General features: G+C 67.7%; 19 protein-coding genes. 10 read left to right on the top strand and 9 right to left on the bottom strand.

Translation table 11 applies throughout. The features are described 5' to 3' along the window. Positions 1-39: 39 nt before the first annotated feature. Positions 40-1,143 (bottom strand): alkene reductase, encoded by a 1,104-nt coding sequence (locus I1A62_RS22130; RefSeq protein WP_219459797.1) that lies wholly within the window; start codon positions 1,141-1,143, stop codon positions 40-42. Positions 1,144-1,417: 274 nt separating this feature from the next. On the opposite strand from I1A62_RS22130, the gene I1A62_RS22125 reads away from it, so the two are divergent. The 3 genes from I1A62_RS22125 (at position 1,418) to I1A62_RS22115 (ending at position 5,458) form a co-directional block, all read left to right on the top strand. Then, positions 1,418-2,893: an MFS transporter gene (locus I1A62_RS22125; RefSeq protein ID WP_219459796.1), complete on the top strand. Its 1,476-nt coding sequence runs from the start codon at positions 1,418-1,420 to the stop codon at positions 2,891-2,893. A 67-nt stretch (positions 2,894-2,960) separates the two neighbouring features. After that, entirely contained in the window at positions 2,961-3,974 is a 1,014-nt protein-coding gene (locus tag I1A62_RS22120; protein WP_219459795.1) for an Lrp/AsnC family transcriptional regulator, read from the top strand. A 131-nt stretch (positions 3,975-4,105) separates the two neighbouring features. Then, positions 4,106-5,458 carry an amidase gene (locus I1A62_RS22115; RefSeq protein WP_219459794.1) on the top strand — a complete coding sequence of 451 codons (1,353 nt, stop codon included), beginning with the start codon at positions 4,106-4,108 and terminating at the stop codon, positions 5,456-5,458. Here I1A62_RS22115 and I1A62_RS22110 read toward each other — a convergent pair. Genes I1A62_RS22110 through I1A62_RS22100 form a run of 3 tightly spaced genes read right to left on the bottom strand, consistent with a single transcriptional unit; the run spans position 5,428 to position 9,145 of the window. Further along, positions 5,428-6,378: a hypothetical protein gene (locus I1A62_RS22110; protein WP_219459793.1), complete on the bottom strand. Its 951-nt coding sequence runs from the start codon at positions 6,376-6,378 to the stop codon at positions 5,428-5,430. The genes I1A62_RS22115 and I1A62_RS22110 overlap by 31 nt on opposite strands. Continuing rightward, entirely contained in the window at positions 6,375-7,565 is a 1,191-nt protein-coding gene (locus I1A62_RS22105; RefSeq protein ID WP_257890866.1) for an aromatic ring-hydroxylating dioxygenase subunit alpha, read from the bottom strand. Before I1A62_RS22105 ends, I1A62_RS22110 begins: the two co-directional genes overlap by 4 nt. Positions 7,566-7,615: 50 nt before the next feature. Then, positions 7,616-9,145: a class I adenylate-forming enzyme family protein gene (locus I1A62_RS22100; protein WP_219459792.1), complete on the bottom strand. Its 1,530-nt coding sequence runs from the start codon at positions 9,143-9,145 to the stop codon at positions 7,616-7,618. A 117-nt stretch (positions 9,146-9,262) separates the two neighbouring features. Here I1A62_RS22100 and I1A62_RS22095 point away from each other — a divergent pair, with 117 nt between their 5' ends. Continuing rightward, entirely contained in the window at positions 9,263-9,868 is a 606-nt protein-coding gene (locus I1A62_RS22095; protein ID WP_124394774.1) for a TetR family transcriptional regulator, read from the top strand. Positions 9,869-10,031: 163 nt separating this feature from the next. Here I1A62_RS22095 and I1A62_RS22090 read toward each other — a convergent pair whose 3' ends face one another. After that, positions 10,032-10,934, bottom strand: coding sequence for a LysR family transcriptional regulator (locus I1A62_RS22090; protein ID WP_124394773.1), 903 nt, complete (start codon positions 10,932-10,934; stop codon positions 10,032-10,034). A 140-nt stretch (positions 10,935-11,074) separates the two neighbouring features. On the opposite strand from I1A62_RS22090, the gene I1A62_RS22085 reads away from it, so the two are divergent. From I1A62_RS22085 to I1A62_RS22075, 3 genes are read left to right on the top strand one after another with little or no spacing between them, the layout of a single operon-like run. After that, positions 11,075-12,442 (top strand): MFS transporter, encoded by a 1,368-nt coding sequence (locus tag I1A62_RS22085; protein WP_219459791.1) that lies wholly within the window; start codon positions 11,075-11,077, stop codon positions 12,440-12,442. Further along, positions 12,439-14,154: an acyl-CoA dehydrogenase family protein gene (locus I1A62_RS22080; protein WP_219459790.1), complete on the top strand. Its 1,716-nt coding sequence runs from the start codon at positions 12,439-12,441 to the stop codon at positions 14,152-14,154. The genes I1A62_RS22085 and I1A62_RS22080 overlap by 4 nt, the downstream gene beginning before the upstream one ends. Next, positions 14,151-15,332: a CaiB/BaiF CoA-transferase family protein gene (locus I1A62_RS22075; protein WP_124394770.1), complete on the top strand. Its 1,182-nt coding sequence runs from the start codon at positions 14,151-14,153 to the stop codon at positions 15,330-15,332. Before I1A62_RS22080 ends, I1A62_RS22075 begins: the two co-directional genes overlap by 4 nt. Positions 15,333-15,344: 12 nt before the next feature. On the opposite strand, the gene I1A62_RS22070 is transcribed toward I1A62_RS22075, so the two are convergent. After that, positions 15,345-16,040 carry a FadR/GntR family transcriptional regulator gene (locus tag I1A62_RS22070; protein ID WP_219459789.1) on the bottom strand — a complete coding sequence of 232 codons (696 nt, stop codon included), beginning with the start codon at positions 16,038-16,040 and terminating at the stop codon, positions 15,345-15,347. A 193-nt stretch (positions 16,041-16,233) separates the two neighbouring features. On the opposite strand from I1A62_RS22070, the gene I1A62_RS22065 reads away from it, so the two are divergent. The 3 genes from I1A62_RS22065 to I1A62_RS22055 all read left to right on the top strand — a co-directional run bounded on the left by I1A62_RS22065 (position 16,234) and on the right by I1A62_RS22055 (position 20,456). Continuing rightward, positions 16,234-17,598: an SLC13 family permease gene (locus tag I1A62_RS22065; protein WP_124394768.1), complete on the top strand. Its 1,365-nt coding sequence runs from the start codon at positions 16,234-16,236 to the stop codon at positions 17,596-17,598. Positions 17,599-17,751: 153 nt separating this feature from the next. After that, entirely contained in the window at positions 17,752-18,948 is a 1,197-nt protein-coding gene (locus I1A62_RS22060; protein ID WP_219459788.1) for a CaiB/BaiF CoA-transferase family protein, read from the top strand. Next, on the top strand, positions 18,948-20,456 hold the full coding sequence (locus I1A62_RS22055) for a carboxyl transferase domain-containing protein (protein ID WP_219461322.1): 1,509 nt from the start codon (positions 18,948-18,950) through the stop codon (positions 20,454-20,456). Before I1A62_RS22060 ends, I1A62_RS22055 begins: the two co-directional genes overlap by 1 nt. A 68-nt stretch (positions 20,457-20,524) precedes the next feature. Here the strand turns inward: I1A62_RS22055 and I1A62_RS22050 are convergent, their stop codons facing one another. Genes I1A62_RS22050 through gcvH form a run of 3 tightly spaced genes read right to left on the bottom strand, consistent with a single transcriptional unit; the run spans position 20,525 to position 23,579 of the window. Continuing rightward, the gene (locus I1A62_RS22050; protein WP_219459787.1) at positions 20,525-21,907 is read right to left on the bottom strand and encodes an L-serine ammonia-lyase; all 1,383 of its coding nucleotides are present in this window, start codon (positions 21,905-21,907) and stop codon (positions 20,525-20,527) included. 2 nt (positions 21,908-21,909) lie between these two features. Beyond that, a complete protein-coding gene (gene glyA, locus I1A62_RS22045) occupies positions 21,910-23,178 on the bottom strand; it encodes a serine hydroxymethyltransferase (RefSeq protein WP_219459786.1) in 1,269 nt (422 codons plus the stop codon). After that, positions 23,175-23,579 (bottom strand): glycine cleavage system protein GcvH, encoded by a 405-nt coding sequence (gcvH, locus tag I1A62_RS22040; protein WP_124394764.1) that lies wholly within the window; start codon positions 23,577-23,579, stop codon positions 23,175-23,177. The genes glyA and gcvH overlap by 4 nt, the downstream gene beginning before the upstream one ends. Between the last annotated feature and the right edge of the window lie 34 nt (positions 23,580-23,613).

Below are 23,613 nucleotides of genomic sequence, written 5' to 3'. Positions count from 1 at the left end.
CGACTGCCGCGCCGCGAATTCGTAGCGCGGCAGTCGGCGTTACGGCGCCGCGGACAGTGCCGGGTAGTCGGTGTACCCCACCTCGAAATGTCCTGTGGGGCTCGTGTAATAGGTGGAACGGAAGGGCTCGTTCAGGGGAGCGCCGGTCTCGAATCGCTTCGGAAGGTCGGGGTTCGCGATGAAGGATCCACCGAAGCTGACCGCGTCGGCGGCACCCGACTGGAGGAATTCCTCGGCGGAGTCCCGGTCGAAGCCGCCGTTGGCCACGACGACGCCGTCGTAGTTGCGGCGAACCAGCCCGATCGGATCGATTCCGGCTTCGGAGTGCCTGCCGCGGTAGTCCGACACCTCGACGAAGGCCAGCCCCATGCCGCTCAGGCGTTGGCAGACATTGCTGTAGAGGGCTGTGCTGTCGTCGTCGTGGACGTCGTTGAAATAGAAGCCCGGTGAGAGTTTCACCGCGATGCGTTCGGCGCCCACTCGTTCGGCCGCGCCTTCGATGACCTCCATCAGGAATCTCGACCGGTTCTCGATCGAGCCGCCGTACGAATCCGTTCGCAGATTGGTTGCCGACGAAAGGAATTGCATGGGAAGGTATCCGCCGGCGGCGTGGATCTCGACGCCGTCGAAGCCTGCGCGGATCGCCCGCGTGGTGGCCTCCACGAAGTGGTCGATCTCGCGGGCCACGCCGGCGCTGTCGAGAGCGTCCGGTGTCGGGAACGGCCGATCGTGCCGCGGGCACCGGATCGAGTAGCCCCTGAACCCGGGATCGGGCTGCACGGCAGAGGGGGCCACCGGGTTGGCTGCGCCCGGGAGCAGTTCCGGAAACGTGATGCGCCCGACGTGCATGAGCTGGGCGAAGATTCGGCCGCCGGCCCGGTGTACGGCATCGACCACGGGCGCCCAGCCACGCTCGTGCGCGTCCGTATACATCGCCGGCTGATTGTGCTCGCCCCGTCCGAGCGGGGAGGGGTTGACGCCCTCGGTGATGATGATTCCCGCACCCGCGCGTTGCGCGTAGTACTCCGCCATTATCGGTGTCGGGGTCTGGTCGAGGTCGGCGCGGAGTCTGGTGCACGGTGCCATGAAAACTCTGTTGGCCGCGTCGACTTTGCCGACGCGCAGCGGTCTGAGCAACTTCATGGCCACGATATTTTCTCCTACCGTCGTTCCGACAAGTTATGAGAAAGTATGGCTCAAAAATACCGATGGGTGCAAGGGTGGGGGCGCCTGCTCGTCCGGCCGAATCCGGCGTCCGCGGCCCCAGCGCCGAAAGTCCGGAAAATTTCCGCCGTTGCGCAGCTGTTCCGGCTCCGGCGAGGTCGTTTGGCCGCGTTTGCGGATGCTTCGTCCAATTGACGGCAATGGCGGTGACCATCTTCTCAGTCTCGATGTCCGTTCCCCGAAGGAGTACAACATGCGCGCCGACCTTTCGCGTGACCCGGAAAGGGCTGAATCAGCAGCCTTCGCCGTCGTCGGCTTTCTCATCGTCATGGAGTTCGGCAGCGGACTGCTGCAAGGCTGGTATCCGCCGTTGCTCGCAAGCATCGGAGATGCGCACGACGTGTCGGCGGCCGCGCTGAACTGGGTCAATGTGATTTTCCTGTTGACGTCGGTGGCCTTCGTGCCGATCATCGCCAAACTCGGCGACATCTACGGACACCGTCGGATGCTGGTGCTCGCCGCCGCACTGGTCGCCGTCGGTTCGCTGCTCGTCGCGTTGGCCCCGACATTCGGACTGCTCCTGGCGGGCCGTGTGCTCCAGGCACCACTGATCGCCTTCCTCCCACTCGAATTCGCGATAGTCCGTGATCGCGATCCCGAGACGGCCGGCCGCAACATTGCCTACCTGGTCGGTTCCCTCACTGCCGGTGTTCTTGCCGGAGGCCTTGCCTCCGGAGCGATGATGACGGCTGTCGAGGACCTCACCCTCGTCCTTCTCGTTCCGGCCGTGATGATGCTCGTCTGTGTTCCGACGGCCCGCTTCCTCGTTCGCGAGACCGCGGCGCGGAGCCGGGCGAAGGTCGACTGGCTGGGTGCGATCCTGCTGGCGTCCGGTTTGCTGGCACTCCTCAGCGGCGTGTCCAACGGAAACAGTCTCGGGTGGTCTCATCCACTGATCCTGGCGCTGGTCGTGGGAGGCACGGTTGTTCTGATCGTCTGGGTATGCGTCGAGCGTCGTGTGACCGATCCTCTCGTCGACTTCACGGTCATGGCTCGCGGACGCCTCGTGCTGCCCGTGGTGATCGCCGCTCTGATCGGAGCGCAGATCTTCGGATCCCAGGCGCCGACCGCGCTGTTCATGCGATCCGATCCGAACGTCTACGGGTTCGGTCTGGGTGTCAGCGCTTCCCTCGCAGGCATGCTGCTGGCCGTCAACGCCGCAGGTGCGTTCCTGGGTTCCGCGCTCAGCGACCGGATTGCGCGTGCGAGTGCCCGGCACCACGCCATTGTCCTGGGGGCGGGGTTGACCGCCTGCGCCTATGCGCTGATGATCGTCGTCCCGGCCGGCGCCCCAGTCTTTTCCGCGTACCTGTTCCTTCAGGGGTTCGGCATCGGAATCCTCGTCGGACTCGTGCCTGCCGTCATCGTCGGCCGTGCTCCGGCGGATTCCGTCGGCATCGCGTCCGGCATCTACAACACGTCCCGCACCGGGGCCGGCTCGATCGCGGGCGCGATCTTCACCTTGGTCATGTCGTCGATGCTGACCACCGTCACTGTCGGCGGCGTCGACAAGACCGTCTCGTCGCTGGGTTCCTATCACGCCGTCTGGGCGACGTGTGCGGCAATCTGTGTCGCGATCGCGGTGCTGGCGTTGTTCCTGGACGCAGATCGCGGCCACCGCGACGTCGAGAATTCCGAGGCGACTGCACGCGACACCGTCGGCTCGTGAAACGCCGTCGCCCATGCCCTCGACGCAGGGCAGGTAGGGTTCATGTCTGCGGATCGAAGGACAGGCAATGCAGGATTACGAACCGGATGACGTCGATTTTGCACTGATGCACGCACTGCAGATCGAGCCGCGAGCGACGTGGAAGTCGCTCGCCGGAATCCTGGGTGTCGACCCGGTGGCCTTGTCGCGGCGGTTCCGGCGCCTGCACGAGGCCGGCCTCGTCTGGGTCACCGGCTACGCCGCAGAGGTGGCGGGTCACAACGCGCTGGTCGAAGTGGAGTGCACTCCTGGCAAGGCGGCGCTCACCGCCAGGATTCTTGCCGAAGACCCCTTGGTGTCCAGCATCGATCTGACCGCAGGTGGTCGTGACCTCATGCTGACCGTGATCGCCCGGAACTCGGGCGAGGCCTCACGATTCCTGCTGCACCGGCTCGGGGAGTACCCGGACATTCGGCGGGCACGGACTCACCTCATCACCGACGTGCTCTTCGAGGCGGGGAACTGGAGGCTGCGGACGTTGTCGCCTTCGCAGGTAGCGCAGGTTCCGCGGTCACGTCCGCCCCGTCCCCGCGCGGCGAGAACCATCGCTCCGGAACTCAGACGCGTGATCCACCGCGAACTGAGCGTGGACGGCCGCGCGTCGACGACCGCGATCGCGGAGTTGGCCGGAGTCAGCAACCAGCGCGTGGCCGACGCGATCGCGACGATGCGGCGGGACGGCTCTTTGGGACTGCGCACCGACATCGCCCGCACCTACTCCGAGTGGCCCGTCTATGCGTGGTACTTCATGCAGGTTCCCGCAGCCCTGGTCGAACGGCTCAGAACGTCACTGGGCCGGATCGAGGAAGTGCGGCTGGCGGTGCTCGTCGCCAGCGAATACAACCTGATCATGGCCGTCTGGTTGCGCACCCTGAACGACGTCCACCGGTTCGAACTGCTTCTCGAGAAGCTCCTGCCCGGGGCGCGGGTGGCGGATCGATCGCTGGTCATGGAGATCCGGAAGCACGTGGGTCACATCCTCGACGACAGGGGCCGTGCCACCGGACCGGTGGTGCCCATGGTGCCGTTGAGCAGGTCGTGACCGGCAGCTGTCGCGCAAGGTGATGGCCGGATCGGCACCCGAATCCTCCGGCATCCGGACTCAGCGAGGCCTTCTCGCACGCTTTCCTGACATTTTCGCCACCGAGTTCCCACTCCGGTCAGAGTACGAGAATGATCACCACAGCAAGCGCATCCGCAGAAACCGAGGTCCGGGCCGGCCTCGACCACATCGAGAAGTACGAACCGGAGATCACCTCGTTGATCACGGTCCGTCAGGACGAGGCGATCGCCGAAGCGCGACGACTCGACGAGCAGGTCGAGAACGGCGCCTGGCCCGGCCCGCTGTACGGAATGACCCTCACCGTCAAGGACAACTTCGATGTGGCGGGTACTCCGACGACGAACGGAACCGCGTTCGCCTATGCGCCGCATGCCTCCGAAGACTGCTTCGTCATCGACCGGGTGAAGGAGGCGGGCGCCGTCATCCTGGGAAAGGCGAATCAGTCGGAATACTGCCAGTCCGTCACGAACCAGAACGTTCATCACGGCTCGTGTCGGAACCCGTGGGGTCTGGACCGCATCGCAGGCGGATCCAGCGGCGGTTCGGCCGCCGGCGTCGCCGCGGGGATCGCGACGGCATCGATCGGAAGTGACTCCGGTGGATCGATCCGGATCCCGGCAAGCCTGAACGGTGTTGTCGGACTGCGACCCTCGGCGGGTCGCCTCTCCAACCGCCGCACCGCATCCACCCGCGTGGCGACCTTCACCGTCGGGGGACCCCTCGCACGCACGGCCGTCGACGCCGCCCGGTTGTTCCACGCCATGGACGCGTACGACCCGGCCGATGTGACGTCGGTCGACCGACGTCGTGACCACACCCTCGCCCTGGGCCGGGAGGGTCTCCGGGGCCTCCGGATCGGCGTCCCGACCAACTACTTCATGGACGGCGTGGACAGCGAGATCCTGGCAGCGGTGAACACCGCCATCGGTACCCTCGGCGACCTCGGCGCAGAGATCACCGACGTGCACGTGCCGGGTGCCGAGGACTGCCGAACGCATTTCTATCCGATGGTCACGGCAAACTTTTTCGCCCTCTACGGCGAGTACCTCGATCGGCCCGCCGAGGATCTCGATCCCGAAGTCGTGATGTCACTGGAACACGGCCGGTCGGTCACGGCGACCCAGTTCGCCGAGGCGGCAATGTACCGGCAGTTGTTCATCCGCAACCTCGAGAACCTCTTCGGCAACGTCGACGTATTCGTCTGCCCGACAGTGCCGATCGCAACACCTCGACTCGGGAAGCTCGAGCACTCGGATATGATGAACGTGTCGCGCAACAACTTCGTGCAGCCGTTCGCCGGAATCCCGGCCATATCGATTCCGTGCGGACTCCGCTCCGACGGTATGCCGATCGGATTGCAGATGACGGCGGGATACTGGAAGGACACCGTCCTGCTGAACGCGGCCGTCGCCTTCCAGAATGCGACCAGCTTTCACACGCAGCGGCCCGCGCTCATCGGCTGACCGAGCATGAACAGGGCGTCGCTCCGGTCGTGCTGGAAGGCGGCGGATCTGAGCACGTCGAGTGTGGTGGCATCGGTTGCGTCGACGCTGGTTTCGATGGAGACGGCGCCGCATGCCCAGAGGTGCTCGATCGCGGTCCGGACGACGCCCACCGACCGGTCGGCGGCCGCGTCGAGGCGGAGTAGGCCGATACGGTGCGGTTCATCGGTCAGGCCGAGTCGGACGTGGCCTGCGACGGACCCGTCGGCGTCGGTGACGCACAACCGCCTCGTGTCGGTGGCGTCGGCCTCCTCGAAGTGCTGCCACACGGACGGCGCATCGGCGTCGGGGCCGGCGTCCGCCGTCACCACGAACCGCCGTTGCGGATCGCGAGCCATGCGGGACGCGGCGTAGTCGGAACGGGAAGGCAGGAGGAGCCTGTCGCGCCTGCCCCCGAATTGGGCGCCGAATCGGCGCGCCAGCCGGCCGGACGCCGGATGTGAGCCGTAGGAGCACCCGACGAACGTTGCACCGTCGATGGTCCCGAACGGTGCGGGCAGCCCCGACAGGTCGGAGCCGACAGCCTCGAAGACGGCGGTGGCGACGCCCATCGACCGGAATTGCGGATCGACCACGATGTCCACTGCCCACAGCGACGATCCCAGTTCCCGCGCGGTGACCACCGCGGCGAGCACGGGCGCACTCGGCGAGGCGGTGGTCCACCGGTGCAGGAGGGTGCAGACCTCGGCGGTCAGGTAGCGGGCCGGGGACCGCGAAAAGTACTGGTCCGGTGCGGAGAAGCCCATCTCCGCATCGGCGTCGCGCGCCGCCCGGAACAGAGGGGCAGTGCCCTGTGATGGGGGACCGTCGTAGCAACGGAGCGAGATCAGGTCGGGCTCGGTGTCCGTGTCCGTGTCCGCGTTCGGGGCGTGCACGCTCACGCCTCCGGCGCGGTCTCGACGAGCCGGCGCACTTCCCGCCGGAAGAGGTGGCTGGCCAGTTCGTTCCGGCCGAGCAACATCGTTCCCGCATCCATGCTCGACAGCACACGTTGCGAACCGTCGAGGATGGGGAAGTCCTCGTCGTGGAGGATCGAGATGAGGATGTCCCAATTCTTCTTCCACCGTTTCTCCCAGTGTTCCTCGGCCAGCCCGCTGTCCTCGACCGTCGGGGCCATCACCCGCATCTGCATGATGGACTCGTTCGGATCTGCCCCCACCGGACGGAACGTGAGAAGCTCGATATGGGTCGCGTGCTTGAGCAGCATGGTGTTCGGTGCGAGAAAGCAACTTTCGATGGTGTGGTTCACCATCGACGGATCCCAGGTCACGTCCTGGCCGATGAACTGGTCGATGCTCTTCCGGCTGGTCAGGAACCAGAAGTGGCGACCGTAGTCCTCCATGGCAACGGCGTTGGTGTGCAGCATCTTCCCTGCCGTGTTGGGATGCGCATACTTGACGTGGTAGTTGTCGAGGAACCCGTCCTGCATGATCTTCCAGTTGGTGGGACGGCGATAGGTGTGCGGATCGATGCTGACGAGACGGTCGATGCCGAACCCGGCGAGAATCTCGTCCATCTCGGGACCGAGCCACGCCGCGACGTCGATTTCTCGTCGGGCGTTGTCGATGATCCAGACGAAGCCGTGGCGCTCCGCGACGGGAAGCTCCACGAGGCCGAACCGGGACCGGTCGAAGTCACCGAAAGTGTTGTCGAGGGTCACGTTCCGCAGCCGGCCGTCCGGATCGTACGACCACCGGTGATACGGGCACGAGAAGATCCGGCACTTGCCGGATTCCTCGGTCACCAGCTCGGCGCCGCGATGCCGGCACGCGTTGACGAATGCTTTGACGCTGCCGTCCTTCTGCCGGATGACGATGGCCTTGTTGCGCGGCAGTTCGACGGAGATGAAATCGTTCTTGCCGGCGAGTTCCGTGCTGTGCGCGACGATGAACGGCACTTCACCGAAAATGCGGTCCCGTTCGAGCTCGGCCAGCGCCGGATCGTGGTAGTCGGAAGACTGGAACGGTGCGATCTCGTCCCACTGGTCGGTGACGGAATCGCTGAGGTGCGTCAGCAGCTTCTTCAGTGCGCGGTCCCGCACGGTCTGCATGTCGTTGTCGATGGCCATGATGAAAGAACTCCAACTCGTTCGCGATGGGCACTTGTGGCGCGAGGCGGCTAGGACGCGGTTCGTCCGATGCGATCGTGGTGCTCGGAGAGGTCGGCGTATTCGGCTCGCAGGATCCGTTTGTCGATCTTCATGCTGGACGTGCGCGGCAGCGGGCTGTCCCGGAACACGACATAACGGGGCACCTTGTAGTTCGAGAGCCGATTCCGGCAGTGTTCGACGATCTCGCCGGTGGGGACCTCACTTGCGGTTCGAAGCAGAACGGCCGGGGTTTCACCGAACTCGTCGTCGGAGACGCCGATGACCGCGGCCTCGAGCACGGCAGGCAACTCGAGGACGGCGCGTTCGAGTTCCGCAGCGTAGATGTTCATCCCGCCCGAGATGATGACGTCCTTCGTACGGCCCACGACCCGGATCGCGCCCTCGTCGTCTTTGGCGCCGACGTCGCCGGTGCGCAGCCAGCCCCCTGCGAACGTCTGCTCGGTGAGCGCGTCGTCCTGCCAGTAACCTCGGGCGACGCCGGGGCCGGAGACCCAGATCTCGCCCGGTGTTCCCGTAGTGCAGCGTGTTCCGTCGAGGTCCATGATCTCGACGGCGGTGAGGATGCCGCCGAAGCCGACCGATTCCGGTTTGCGAATGGACAGTTCGACGGTGGGAAAGGTGACCATCGACAGCGACTCGGTGAGCCCGTACGCCTGGCGCAGGCCGACTCCCTTCGCGGACCAGGCTTCGATGAGGCTGAGAGTCACCGGATTTCCGCCGATGAACACCACCTTCAGCGACGACAGGTCGGTGGACTCGAACGACGGGAGCGCTGCCATCTGCTCGAAGAAGATGGTGGTGCCCGCCATCGTCGCGACGCCTTCGGACGCGATGAGCGACATCGCGACCTGCGGATCCCACTTGGGCAGCATCACGATGCTGCCGCCGAGAACCAGGGGTGCGAGGAATCCGTTGAGCAGGCCTGCGGCGAACGACATCGAGCTGAGGTTCAGGGTGCGCGCGCCCATGAGTTCGGGCGCCTGCAGCGACCACTCGAAGAACGCGCCGAGCAGCGATTCGTGGGTGTAGACGACGCCCTTCGGCAGTCCGGTCGACCCGGACGTCGGAATGATGCACACCGCGTCTGTCGGATCGGTCGAGGGAGCGGGCAGGGGCGCGTCCAGATCGGTGGTGTACATCGTCCAGGCATCGAGGATCCGGGGCGGTTCGCCGACGCCGGTGCAGGCTGATTCCGCGGTCTCGCGGTTGGCCGCCGCGGTGACCACGGCTCTCGGGGTCAGCTTCTGATAGACCTCGCCCAGTTCGACGGCCTTGTGCCGCTCGTTCAGTGGGCACAGCAGGGCTCCCGCCCGGATCGCCCCCAGAGCGGCGATCGCCCACTCCACGGAGAGACCGCCGAGGACCCCGACCCGGTCGCCGGGCCGCACGCCCGAAGACACGAGATGCGCGGCGGCCCGATCCATCGCGACGCTCAGTTCGCTCCAGGTCAGCGAGAGGTCGTGACAGATCAACGCCGGTGCGTCGGGTTGGCGAACCGTCCAGGCCTGGACGGCGCGGAGAATGGTGGTGTCACGCATCGACGTGCTCCTTGAAGGACTCGGGGGTGGTGGGCTGGGGTGGCGTGTGCGGCCGGATCTGCGGGCCGAGGGGGACGCCGGTCGGGGGTACGATTCGCGCGGACCTGAGGAGGATCAGTGGGACGCAAGCCGGCGATCACGCGGAGCGCCGTGGTGTCTGCCGCGATCGAGATCATCGACCGCGACGGCATGGACGGATTCAGCCTCGAACGGATCGCAACGGCGCTCAATGTGCGGGCACCCTCCCTGTACAACCACTTCGCCGACAAGACCGAGATCCTGTCGGAGGTGGCGCGTGCGGTGGTGCTGGAGACTCCGCGGATTCCGGACCCGGCACCGGGGCAGTGGCGGGACTGGTTGATCGCCGAGTCCCTCGAGTTCCGGAATTCGTTGCTCCGCCACCCGAATGTCGTTCCGGTGGTGTTCACCTGGTTTCCCGAGAACCTTCTGCACAAGTTGTACGCGCAGTATTCGAGGCTGTTGGGCGATCAGGGAGTTCCGTTGTCCCGTCAGCTGTTTCTGCTCGAGGCCACCCACCGCATGACGGTGGGATCCGCGATGTGCACCGCGACCGGCAGACCCGCGCTCGTGGAGTTGCCGCCGAACGGTTCGGTGGAGCCGTCCGAGGGAACGTCCGTCGCGGTGCGGGACGCCGACGAGGCGCTGTTCGTCGAGATGCTCAGAGCGTTCCTGGTCGGTGTCGACGTCGAAGGTGGAAACTGACCGCGGTCCGACTCCGGGTCGAGTCGATCAATGGGCGGGCGATCGGCGGTGAAGACATCCCAGGCCTCCTCGGGCTGGTGAAGCGCGTGTCTGGTGTGAGACAACGCTACATTGAGCGTGACTTGTCTCACGAGAAATAAACTATAGGCGTTAGTAAATTCGGTCAAGCCCCTACGTGGCCGACATGTCCGATCACGTCGCGCAGCACCCGGGTGACCGTCTGCACCGCGGGCGACGGATTCGCGTCCTGCCAGGCCATCGCGATCGGGAGGGTCGGGGCATCGCCCGCGATGGGCAGGTATTCGACCCCGTCCATCGTGAGGTGTGCCGTCGAATCGACCACGACGGCCACCCCGACCCCGGCGCCGACCATCGCGAGCAGGCTGTACGGGTCGGGGGCCTCGTGCGCGACGACGGGGGCGAACCCTGCCGCCGCGCACAGCGCGAGTGTGGCGTCGCGGACCACGGAACCGTGTTCGGCGGGGTAGATCACGAACCGTTCGCTCGCCAGTTCCTGCGGCGCGACGGCGCCCGCCGCGACGAGGCGGTGGCCGGCCGGGACCGCGACCATCAGTGCCTCCTCGAGCACGGTGTGCGTCGCGAAACCCCGCGGGACCGGCAGTCCGACGATGCCCATGTCGAGGGTGCCGCGGGCGAGGGCGTCGAGGACCTCGCCGGAGTACATCTGCGGGCGAAGGTCGAGTTCGATGCCGGGGTAGGTGTCGGCGAGGGAGCGGGCGAGGACCGACAGCACCGTGTAGCCGCCCGCGCCGCCGAACCCGACGGTCACGCGGCCGGTCTCCCCGGCGGCCGCCGCCTGCGCGATGCCCCGCACGATCCCGATCTGCGCCTCGATGGTGCGGGCCGGACCCACCAGTGCCTCGCCCGCGGCCGTGAGCCGCACGGAGCGGGTGGTGCGGACGAACAGGTCGGTGCCCAGTTCCCGTTCGAGGGCCCGGACGGTCTGGCTGAGCGGGGACTGCGCGACATGGAGACGCTCGGCGGCCCGCCCGAAGTGCAGTTCTTCGGCCACCGCGAGGAAGGCGTGCAGGTGACGGAGTTCCATGACGCTCCTCGAGGACTATGTGTCTGGATCACCTAAACAAGCTGAATTAAGTCTTGGACTCTACACGGAATCCCGGCCATAGTGATGCACACCACCTCAATATCGGTGTGACGCCCCGATCACGAAAGTCAGGGAGAACCGTGAATCCGAATCCCGGCCGCGACGCGGCACCACCCGAATACAGCACCCGGCAGGCCCGCAAGGCGGGTGTCACCGCCTTCGTCGGCACCACCATCGAGTGGTTCGACTTCTACATTTACGGCACCGCGTCCGCGCTGGTGCTGGGCCGGTTGTTCTTCCCCGACGCCTCGCCGGCGGTGGGCACCCTCGCCGCCTTCGCGACGTTCGCGATCGGGTTCGTGGCCCGCCCGCTCGGCGGGATCGTGTTCGGTCATTTCGGCGACAAGTTCGGACGCAAGAACGCCGTCGTCATCACGCTGATCCTGATGGGGATCGGAACGGTCGGGGTCGGCTGCCTCCCCACCTACTCGCAGATCGGGATCTGGGCGCCGGTGCTCCTCGTCGCGCTCCGCGTGGTCCAGGGCGTCGCCATGGGCGGTGAGTGGGGTGGCGCCGTGCTCATCGCCACCGAATTCGCGCCACCGAACAAGAAGGTGCTGTATGGCGCGTTCGCGCAGCAGGGATCGCCCGTCGGTAACCTGCTCGCGACCCTGGCGTTTCTCGCGCTGACATTGTTGTCGGACAGCGTGTTCGAGTCCTGGGGCTGGCGTCTGCCGTTCCTCGCGTCCGCCGCGCTCGTCGTCGTCGCGCTGTACATCCGGCTGCGTATCTCGGAGACCCCGGAAATGAAGAAGGCCGTCGTCGCGCAGGAGCGCACCCGGATGCCTCTCGTCGAGGTGCTGCGTTCGCACCCCGTCGAACTCGTCCTCGGGGTGGGCGCGGTGGTCGCGGGTGTCGCCATCACCTACGTGAAGACCACGTTCGCACTCGCCTGGGCCACCGCCGATCTCGGCTTCGACCGCGGCGACTTCCTCCTCGTGATCACGATCGCGCTCGTCGCACAGGTACTCGTCCAGCCGTTCGGCGCCGTGCTGGCCACGAAGATCGATCCGTCGCGGGCGATCCGGTGGATGCTGCTGCCCGAACTCGTGTTGCTGCCGTTGATGTTTCTCCTGGTCCAATCCGGGTCGGTGCCGCTGGCCATGCTCGGCATGGTGCTCGCCACCGCGCCGCACGCGATGTACTACGCCGCGCTCGCCGGCATCCTCGCCCAGGTCTTCCCGACCAATGTCCGGTACACCGGAATCTCGTTGTCGTATCAGCTGTCCACGGCGATCTTCGCCGGAACCGCCCCGATGCTCTGCCAGTTCCTGCTCACCCACACCGACTCGATCTGGCCGGTCGTCGCCCTCGGGCTCGGCTACGTCGTGCTGTCCCTCGCCTGCATGACGCTGCTGCTCCGCCGAGGCAAAGCCCGCTCGGGCGGAGTCGACACCGAGCCCCGTCCCGAACACGCCTCGACCCGGAAAGATGCTGCCCACTCATGAATTTCGCTCACACCGACCCGGCCCTGCGCATCGTCGTCGACCGGTGGACTGCGCCGTCGGACCGCGCCAAGCTGACTGCCCTGCTCGACCGGCTGGGCGCCGACGCCGGCGGGCGACTCGACGCGCTCGCTGCCACCGCGGACAAGAATCCGCCCGTGCTCGAGCAGTTCGACCGCGACGGCGAACGCATCGACCGGATCACGTACCACCCGGCCTACCAGGAGTTGTGCCGCGCCGCCTACAGCGAATACGGACTGTCCGCGCTGTCGCACCGCGGCGGCCTGCACGGCTGGGACGCGGTCCCGCCGCACCTGGTGAAGTACCTCGCGTCGTACGTCTTCGTGCAGGCCGAGTTCGGGCTGGCGTGTCCCGTGTCGATGACCGACGCCGCCGCCCGCACGCTGCGCATGTTCGGTGACCCCGAGGTATTCGGACCGTGGATCGACGCGCTGACCTCGACGGACCCCGAGGGTGCGATGACCGGCGCGATGTTCATGACCGAACCGCAGGCAGGCACGGACATCGCCCGCACAGAGACCCGGGCCGAACGCGACGGCGACGCGTGGCGGCTGACCGGGAAGAAGTGGTTCGCATCCAACCCCGACGCCGACGTCATCGTGACCCTCGCCCGGTTCCCCGACGGCGCCGACGGCTCCACCCGCGGCGTCGGAATGTTCATGGTGCCCAAGGTTCTCGCGAACGGGGAGCGCAACAGCTACACGATCGACCGGCTGAAGGACAAGCTCGGTACCCGCTCGATGCCCAGCGGCGAGGTGTCGCTGACCGGGGCGTACGCCCTGCAGGTGGGCGAACTCGACCGCGGGTTCCGGCAGATGGCCGAGATGGTGAACACCTCGCGGCTGTCGAACGCGATGCGGTCCAGCGCCCTGATGCGGCGGGCCGTCCGCGACGCCGTCGACCACACCCGGGTGCGGGTCGTGTTCGGCAAGACCCTGTTCGACCAGCCGCTGATGCGCGCCACCCTGCTGCCGCTCGCGCTCGACGCCGAGGCGGCGCTCGCCCTGGTGGCGTACAGCGCGCAGTGTCTGCAGTCCGCCGACACCGGAGACGACTCCGCGCGGGGGTTGATCCGGGTCCTCACCCCGCTCGCGAAGCACTACGTCTGCAAGCGGGCCCGGGTGGTCACGGGCGAGGCGATGGAGGTCCGCGGCGGCAACGGCTACATCGAGGAATGGGCACACGCCCGCCTGGTCCGCGACGCCCACCTGGGGTCGATCTGGGAGGGATCGAGCAACGTCATCGCCCTCGACGTGCTGCGGTGCATGCGCAAACTCGGTGCGCACCGTCAGCTGGCGGACACGATGCGCGGCGTCCTCGCCGGACTCGGACCGGACTGCGGCGCAGGCACCGACGTGCTCCGTCGACGGTGGGACGACCTCGTCGACGAGGGCGACCTGCGGGTCGCCGGAGACGAGGACACCGCGCAGGCCGGGTGCGCGCGCTACGCCAACGATCTGGCCCGCGCGACGATGGCCACGCTGCTCTACGACCTCGCCGATTTCGCCGTCACGTCGGGCCGCGGCTACCGGTCGCTGCTCGTCGCCAACGCGTACCTGTCGAGCGACTCCGGCGACGTCCCGGGCGTCGCCCTCCGCCACCTCGCGGCCGTCGTCGACGGCACCGACGTCGCCGCGGACGTCGCGCAGGCCGCCGCACCCCGATCCGACTCTGCGACAGGAGTTCTGCTGTGAACGCCACCCACACCGGACCGGCACCCCTCGCGGGGGTGCGGGTGCTGGACCTCTCCAAGATCCTCGCCGGACCGTACGCCACCATGTCGCTCGCGGACCTCGGCGCCGACGTCACCAAGGTCGAGCATCCCGAGGGCGGCGACCCGACCCGGTCGTGGGGGCCGCCGTTCGTCGGCGCCGACGCCACGTACTACCTCGCGATCAATCGGGGCAAGAAGTCGGTGACCGTCGACCTCAAATCGGACGAGGGACAGGACCTGATCCACCGGATCCTGGGGGAGACCGACGTCGTCGTCGAGAACTTCAAACCCGGCAGCGGGTTGCAGCGGATTTTCGACTACCGGACGCTGTCCGAGCGGTACCCGCACCTGGTCGTGCTGCACATCTCCGCGTTCGGGGAGGAGGGTCCGTTGCGGGACGAACCCGGCTACGACATGATCGCGCAGGCCGCCGGTGGCCTCATGTCGCTGACCGGCGAGCCGGGCGGGGCGCCGATGAAGGCCGGATTCGCGATGGGCGATCTGGGGGCGGCGCTGTTCGGGCTGATCGGCGTGCTCGCTGCCCTCGTGGAGCGGTCTCGGACCGGCCGCGGGCAGTACGTGACGACGTCGCTGTTCGAATGCCAGCTCGCGCTGCACGTGAACTGGGCGACGAACTACTTCGCCACCGGGGAGCGTCCCGGCGCGCTGGGCTCCGGTCACCCGAATCTCGCTCCGTATCAGGCGTTCCCCGCGAGCGACGGGTATTTCGTCGTCGCGGTGGGCAACGATACGCAATGGGCGAGCCTGTGCTCGGCGATCGGGCGGGACGACCTGACGGCCGATCCGCGGTTCGAGCGCAACCGGGACCGGGTGGCGAATCGCGGCGATCTCGAGCGGGAACTGTCGGCGGCCTTCGCGCCGGGCACCGTCGAGCACTGGTGCGACACGCTTGCCGCGCACGCCGTGCCCGTGTCACCGATCCGGCACCTCGACGAGATCTACGCCGACCCGCACACCGCGGCGCTCGGCATGATCGGCACGGTCGAGCACCCGACGATCGGCAGCCTGCGGCAGATCGCGTTCCCGGTCAGCTTCTCCGGCGAACGCCCGCACCTGACGTCCGCGCCGCCGGTCCTCGGCGCCGACACCGACGCGATCGTCGGTGCCCACCGCCCGCACTCGATGGCAGGCGGGTAGTCCCGGATCCGGTCAGCTGCCCTCGCGCAGCAGCGCGACGTCGGACACCATCCGGATGTGATCGGCCATCGCACGGGAGGCGCCCGCGGAGTCCCGGTCTCGAATCGCCGTCGCAATGCGACGGTGCCCTTCGAGCGAGGCCCGCGGGCGTTCGGCCTGGGAGAGGGATTCGATCCGGGTCTCCCGGATCAGCCCGGAGATCTCGTGCATCAGCTTGGCCAGCAGCGACGAGTGCGCGGCGACGGTGATGGCCTCGTGGAACTGTTCGTCGCCGACGACGCCGCGATCACCGGCGGCGATCTCGGATTCCATCGTCGCGAGTGCGGAATCGATCGCCGCCATCTCCGTGTCGGTCCGGCGCTCGGCGGCGAGCCCCGCCAGTTTGACCTCGAGTGCCTCACGGGCCTCGATCACCTCGGGGAGCCGGTCGGCGTGTTCCCGCAGGGCCTTGATCGCGCGTTCCTCGATGGGTTGCCGGACGAGTACGGCGCCGTCGCCGTGCCGCACCGACACCACGCCCTGCACCTCGAGTGCGACGAGCGCCTGGCTCAGGGACGCGCGGGACACCCCCAGTTGAGCTGCGAGTTCGCGCTCGGCGGGAAGGCGGTCGCCCGGCGTCATCTCATGTTCGGCGATGTGGGCGCAGAGTTGTTCGACGATCACCTCGTACAGCCGCGGTCGCGCTACCGGACGCAGTTGCTCAGCCACTGGGCCACCCACTCTCCATTCCACTGAAACTACTCCACGGTATCTCCCGGAGGCAGGTAACCGCACGCACAGTTGCTGTTGACAGTGATCCGGAACACTGCTTCGATGAAGTGGCTAGGCCAATTTGCCACTGAGTCAATTCTCGGGGTGTCGGCCGAGACCAGTTGCCACTGCCACAGAACCGGAGACTTTCATGTCGACCGAGTTGATCCCCATCCTTGCGCTTGCCGTCATGTTCCTGGCGGCGACCGTGCTGCCCGTGAACATGGGCGCCCTCGGCTTCGTTGCCGCCTTCTTCGTCGGCACCCTGTCGCTGCACATGAGCAGCGACGACATCATCGCCGGATTCCCCAGCAGCCTCTTCCTGACGCTGGTCGGCATCACCTACCTCTTCGCGATCGCCCAGAACAACGGCACCGTCGACCTGATGGTCCGCGGGGCGGTCCGGCTGGTCCGCGGTCGTGTCGCCCTGATCCCCTGGGTGATGTTCGGGATCACGGCGGTCCTCACCGCGATCGGCGCGCTCGGCCCCGCCGCCGTGGCGATCGTCGCGCCGATCGCCCTCGGCTTCGCCGCGCGGTACAAGATCAACGCACTCCTGATGGGCATGATGGTCGTGCACGGAGCCCAGGCCGGCGGATTCTCGCCGATCAGCATCTACGGCGTCACGGTCAACGACATCGCGTCGAAGGCGGGACTGACCAACAGCCCGCTCACGCTCTTTCTCGGAAGTCTCCTGTTCAATGCCGCGATCGGGGTGCTCCTGTTCGTGTTCCTCGGCGGACGGGACCTGATCGGGCGCAGCGTGCACGACGACGGTGTCGAGGACACGGCGGGAACCGGTGCCGGCGGCTCGGGGGGTGGAGCGCCGACGATCGGTGGTGACGGGGGGTCGGGCGGAGCTACCGCCACCAAGGTGCGTCCGGCGCAGACCCTCGCGGGCGCACCCGCGCGCTCCGGCGTCACGTTCGATCAGGGCCTCACTTTGGTGGGTCTCGCCGCGCTCGCCGTGTTCTCGCTGATCCTCGATCTGGACGTGGGATTCATCTCGATGACGGTGGCGGTGGTCCTGGCGCTCGCCTCGCCGAAGGCGCAGAAGGGTGCGATCGCGCAGATCAGCTGGTCGACGGTGCTGCTCATCGGCGGCGTCCTCACCTTCGTGGGCGTCCTGCAGGAGGCGGGCACCGTCGAGTACGTCGGCAACGCCGTGGCAAGCCTGGGCATGCCTCTTCTCGTCGCCCTGCTCCTCTGCTACATCGGGGCCATCGTCTCCGCCTTCGCCTCGTCCACGGCGATCCTGGGGGCGACGATTCCGCTCGCGGTTCCTTTCCTTCTCGCTGGTGAGGTAGGTGCGGTCGGCGTCATCGTCGCCCTCGCCATCTCCTCCACCATCGTCGACGTCAGCCCCTTCTCGACCAACGGAGCGCTGGTCCTCGCGAACGCGCAGAACGTCGATCGAGACCGGTTCTACAAGCAGATCCTGAAATACAGCGCCCTCGTCGTCGCCGTCGGGCCACTCGCGGCCTGGGCGATTCTCGTGGTGCCCGGCTGGCTCTGACCGTCGGCGGGTAGGCGTCCGGCCCGCCACCTCGAAAACTCGGCTCTTGACATCGGTCGGATCAGATGTTTCATTTAATTGGCTAGTCCACTAGGTCACTGCACCAACAGTCCAGCTCTCGCGGCTCTCGCCAGGAAGTAACGGTGGTTTCACATGTCCACGAAAACGATGGAGCGCACGGGTCCGCTACAAGGAGTCGTCGTCGTCGATCTGACGCGCGCACTGGCGGGTCCCCACGCGGCGATGATGCTCGGCGATCTCGGCGCGGACGTCATCAAGGTCGAAACCCCGCACGGCGGCGACGACACCCGCGGGTGGGGGCCGCCGTTCGTCGAACCCGCCGACGCGCCGCGCGAATCGACGTACTTCCTGTCCACGAACCGGAACAAGAAGTCGATCACCCTGGACCTCAAGGCCGACGACGGACGGGCCACCCTCGAGTCCCTCGTCCGGCGAGCCGACGTCCTCATGGAGAACTTCCGCACCGGGGTCCTCGACCGGCTCGGGTTCACCACCGAGCGTCTCGCCGAACTGAATCCGCGCCTGGTCGTCCTGTCCATCAGCGGTTTCGGCCACGACGGACCCGAAGGTGGACGCGCAGGCTACGACCAGATCGCCCAGGGCGAGGCCGGGCTGATGTCGCTGACCGGCCCCAATCCCGACGACGTCCAGCGCGTCGGCGTCCCCATCGCGGACCTGCTCGCCGGCATGTACGGGGCGTTCGGGGTCGTCGCCGCGTTGCAGGAACGCGAACGCACCGGACGGGGCCGCGTCGTGCGAACGTCGTTGCTGGCCAGCGTCGTCGGCGTGCACGCCTTCCAGGGGACGAAGTGGACCGTCGCCGGCGAGGTCGGCGAGGCGCAGGGCAACCACCATCCGTCGATCTCCCCGTACGGACTGTTCCGCACCGCCGACGGCGCCGTGCAGATCTCGGTCGGCAGCGAAGGACTGTGGAAGCGCTTCTGCGCCGGCTTCCACCTCGACCCCGACGCCCCCGGCATGGCCACCAACCCCGAACGCGTCGAGAACCACAAGCAGGTCCTCGAACTGGTCGAGGACGCGTTCGGCGCGTACACGAGCGACGAACTCCTGATCGAACTCGACCGGATCGGGGTGCCTGCGGGACGCGTCCGGACCATCTCCGAGGTCTACGAATGGGAGCAGACCAAGTCGCAGGGGCTGCTCGTCGACGTCGACCACCGCACCCTCGGCAACATCACGCTGCCCGGCCCGCCCCTGCGGTTCTTCGAACCGGACGGCACCGAGGTCACCGAAACCCGGCACACCGCACCGCCCGTCCTCGGCGCGGACAACGACACCGTGATGTCGTGGCTGAAGGAATGCAGCTGATGGCGCGCCTGACCGCTCCCGGACTGCTCGATCTGGTGGTCGACGCCGGCACCTGGGAGTCGTGGGACATCCCACCGATCCAGGTCGCGGCGGACTCCGAGTACGCGGACGAGCTTCTCCGTGCGCAGGAGAAGACCGGCCTCGACGAGGCGGTGCTCACCGGAGTCGCCACCATCCGCGGCCGCCGAACCGCAATCCTCGTCTGTGAGTTCGGTTTTCTCGGCGGCTCCATCGGAGTGGCGGCGGGGGAGCGACTGGTCGCCGGGATCCGGCGTGCCACCCGCGAAGGCCTTCCGCTGCTCGCCCTGCCCACGTCGGGTGGGACGCGCATGCAGGAGGGGACGACCGCGTTCCTGCAGATGGTCAAGATCACGGCGGCGGTGATCAAGCACAAGGAGGCGCACCTGCCGTATCTCGTCTACCTCCGGAGCCCCACGACCGGCGGGGTGTTCGCGTCCTGGGGATCGCTGGGCCACGTCACCATCGCGGAACCGGGAGCGCTCGTCGGATTCCTGGGGCCGCGCGTGTACGAGGCGCTGTACGACGCGCCGTTCCCGACGGGTGTCCAGACCGCCGAGAACCTGCACGCACACGGACTCATCGACGCGGTGCGGCCGCCGGACCAGCTCGCCGAGATCGTCGACCGCGCGCTGCGCATCATCACCTCCAGCCGTGGTGGCCGGCCGGCTCCCGCCGACCCCGCCGTGCACGAGAGTCTGCCGGACGTGCCCGCGTGGGAGTCGGTGCTCGCGTCGCGACGCGAGGACCGGCCCGGGGTACGCGACGTGATGTTCCATTCGGCCTCGGATGTTCTCCCGCTCAACGGAACCGGTCAGGGGGAGATCGATCCGGGTCTGATCCTCGCGCTCGTCCGATTCGGTGACATGCCCTGCGTCCTGCTCGGGCAGGACCGTCGCGGGCAGACCACCCGGTCGCCGCTCGGCCCGGCCGCCCTGCGGGAAGCGCGCAGGGGAATGCGGCTGGCGGCGGAACTGAACCTGCCGCTGGTGACGGTCATCGACACCGCGGGAGCCGCATTGTCGAAGGAGGCCGAGGAGGGCGGGCTCGCCGGCGAGATCGCGCGCTGCATCGCCGACATGGTCTCACTCGACGTTCCCACGATCTCCCTGCTGCTCGGGCAGGGCACCGGCGGCGGCGCGCTGGCGTTGATTCCGGCCGATCGGGTGCTCGCGGCCCAGCACGGCTGGCTGTCGCCGCTGCCGCCCGAGGGTGCGAGCGCGATTCTGCACCACGACATCGCGCACGCGCCGGACATGGCCGCCCGCCAGGGCATCCGGTCCTCCGATCTCCTCCTGAGCGGCATCGTCGACGAGGTGATCCCGGAATTCCCCGACGCAGCCGAGGAATCCACGGCATTCTGCACCCGGGTCGGTGCGGTGCTCCACCGCGAGCTGGCGCTCCTCGACGCGGCGGACACCACCCAGCGACTCTCCGAACGTGCGGCGCGATTCGACCGGATCGGTCTGTTGCAGCCCGCACCTGCATGACCGCGGTGCCGGGGATCCCGATCGGATCCCCGGCGTCGCGTCTCTTCGGCCGCCCCGGGAGGGGCGTGTCAGCATTCGACGAGGTTCACCGACACATTGACGGCCAGACCGCCGGTGGACGTCTCCTTGTACTTCGAGCTCATGTCGGCGCCGGTGGCCCGCATCGTCTCGATCACCTGATCGAGGCTGACGCGGTGGGTGCCGTCGCCGCGCAGTGCCATCCGGGCGGCGTTGATCGCCTTGCCCGCCGAGATGGCGTTGCGCTCGATGCACGGAATCTGCACCAGCCCCCCGATGGGATCGCACGTCAGACCGAGACTGTGTTCCATCGCGATCTCCGCCGAGTTCTCCACCTGAGCGGGGGTGCCGCCGAGGATCTCGGCGAGACCGGCGGCGGCCATCGACGCCGCGGAGCCGACCTCACCCTGGCAGCCCACCTCGGCCCCGGAGATCGAGGCCCGCTCCTTGTACAGGGATCCGATTGCGCCTGCCGCCAACAGGAATCGCACCGACGTGCCGTCCGGATCCGCCTTCCCTGCCGGGGTGTAATGCAGTGCGAAGTGCAGCACCGCCGGGATGATGCCGGCCGCGCCGTTGGTGGGGGCGGTCACGATCCGCCCACCGGACGCGTTCTCCTCGTTGACGGCGAGGGCCACCAGATTCACCCAGTCCTCGGCGAACGCAGGATCACGGTGGGGGTCTTCCGCGTTCAGTCGCTCGTACCAGCCGCGGGCGCGTCGGCGCACCTGCAGATTGCCGGGCAGGTACCCGTCCCTGCTGATTCCGCGTTGCTGACACTCGACCATCACGTCCCGGATGTGCAGCAGTCGCGCCCGGACCTCCGACTCGGGCCGGAGGGCCCGTTCGTGCTCGAGCATCACCTCGCTGATGCCGAGTCCGTAGTGCTCGCTGAGGTCGAGCAATTCGCGCGCCGACCCGAACGACAACGAGTTCGCACCGGCGCCGACGGACACCGCCGGTTCGGCGCCGGTGACGACGAAGCCGCCGCCGATCGAGAAGTACGTCTGCGCGTGCAGTTCGCGACCGTCCGCCCCGGTGGCGGTGAGGGTCATCCCGTTGGGGTGAAAGTCCAGCACCGTCAACGGATGCAGCACCATCTCGTCCTCGGCGAGCGGGATCTCGACGGTCCCGGCGACGCGGATCCGACGGCTCGCCCGCACCGCCGCGAGTCGCGTCTCCATCTCCTCGGTGGCGATGGTCTCCGGCCGATACCCCTCGAGGCCGAGGAGGATCGCCGACATGGTGCCGTGGCCCGCGCCGGTCGCTGCGAGCGAGCCGTACAGGTCGACACGGACACCGGCGACGTCCCCGAGAACGCCGAGTGCGCCGAGGTCGTCGACGAACGTCCCCGCCGCCCGCATCGGCCCGACCGTGTGCGAACTGGAGGGGCCGATGCCGACGGAGAAGAGGTCGAAGACGCTGATGGTCATCCCTACAGCTCCGGGTAGAGGGGGTATTTGTCGGCGAGCGCGCGGACCTGGGCCGCGAGTGCCGACGTGTCGGTACCTTCGGCGGCGACGAGGGCCTGCGCGATCAGGTCGGCGACCGTCACGAAGTCGTCCCGGCCGAAACCGCGCGCCGCGAGTGCAGGCGTGCCGATCCGCAGGCCGGACGTCACCATCGGTGGCCGCGGGTCGAACGGAACGGCGTTGCGGTTGACGGTGATTCCGATCGCGTCGAGGCGGTCCTCGGCCTGCTGCCCGTCGATGTCGGCGTCCCGGAGGTCGACGAGGACGAGGTGCACGTCCGTGCCGCCGGTGAGGACGCTGATTCCGGCTTCCTTGACGTCGGGGCGGCTGAGGCGCTCGGCGAGTACCTTCGCCCCGTCGAGGCAGCGTTCCTGGCGTTCCGCGAACTCGGGTTCGGCGGCCATCTTGAATGCCGTTGCCTTGCCGGCGATCACGTGTTCGAGCGGGCCGCCCTGCTGGCCGGGGAAGACCGCCGAGTTGATCTTCTTCGCGATGGTCGCGTCATTGGTCAGGATGATCCCCCCGCGGGGCCCGCCGAGCGTCTTGTGCGTCGTCGACGTCACGACGTGCGCGTGCGGCACCGGGGACGGGTGATATCCGGTTGCCACGAGGCCGGCGAAGTGGGCCATGTCGACCATCAGGTAGGCGCCGACCTCGTCCGCGATCTCCCGGAACCGGGCGAAGTCCAATTGGCGCGGGTAGGCCGACCAGCCGGCGATGATCAGTTGCGGCCGGTGTTCACGCGCCGCCTTCGCGACCTCGTCCATGTCGATGAGGTAGTCCTTCTCGGACACCCCGTACGCTGCCACGTTGTAGAGCTTGCCGGAGAAGTTGAGCCGCATGCCGTGGGTGAGGTGGCCGCCGTCGGCGAGGGACAGGCCGAGGATGGTGTCGCCGGGCTTGATCAGCGCGTGCATCACCGACGCGTTCGCGGTGGCGCCCGAATGCGGTTGCACGTTGGCGTATTCCGCGGCGAAGAGGGCCTTGACGCGGTCGATGGCGAGCTGCTCGATGGAGTCGACGTGCTCGCAGCCGCCGTAGTAGCGGCGCCCAGGGTAGCCCTCCGCGTACTTGTTGGTCAGCACCGAGCCCTGCGCCTGCATGACCGCGAGCGGCGCGTGGTTCTCCGACGCGATCATCTCCAGGCCGGTGCGCTGACGCTCGAGTTCCTTGCCGATCAGAGCGGCGACGTCCGGATCGAAGTCCGCGAGGTCGCGGTTCAGGACGCTCATGCGTTCGCTCCGTTCTTCTCGGCGTACTCGGCGGCGGTGAGGAGCTCTCCGGCCGCGGACGGCTGGACTGCGAACAGCCAGCCCTCTCCGTACGGGTCGGAGGTGACCAGGCCGGGGTCGTCGACGGCGGCAGTGTTGATCAGGGTCACCCGGCCGCTCACCGGCGGGTACAGCTCGGAGACGGTCTTGGTGGACTCGACCTCGCCGCACGATTCGCCGGCGACGATGGTCGTCCCGACCTCGGGCAGATCAACGAAGACGAGTTCGCCGAGCGAGTTGACGGCGACGGACGTGATGCCGACGCGGACGGGCTCGTCGGGCAGCTCGGCGCCCGGCGCGATCAGGACCCATTCGTGGTCGTCGGTGTAGCTGCGGTCGTCGGGGAAGGCTGCTGAAGACATGGCGGTACCTTTTTCGGGGCCGAAGGGAGTGGGA

The sequence above is a fragment of the Rhodococcus sp. USK10 genome (assembly GCF_019378875.1).
GTDB lineage: Bacteria > Actinomycetota > Actinomycetes > Mycobacteriales > Mycobacteriaceae > Rhodococcus_F > Rhodococcus_F pseudokoreensis.
The sequence above is the reverse complement of the archived record's forward strand: the minus strand, read 5'-3'. Positions and strand labels throughout refer to the sequence as shown.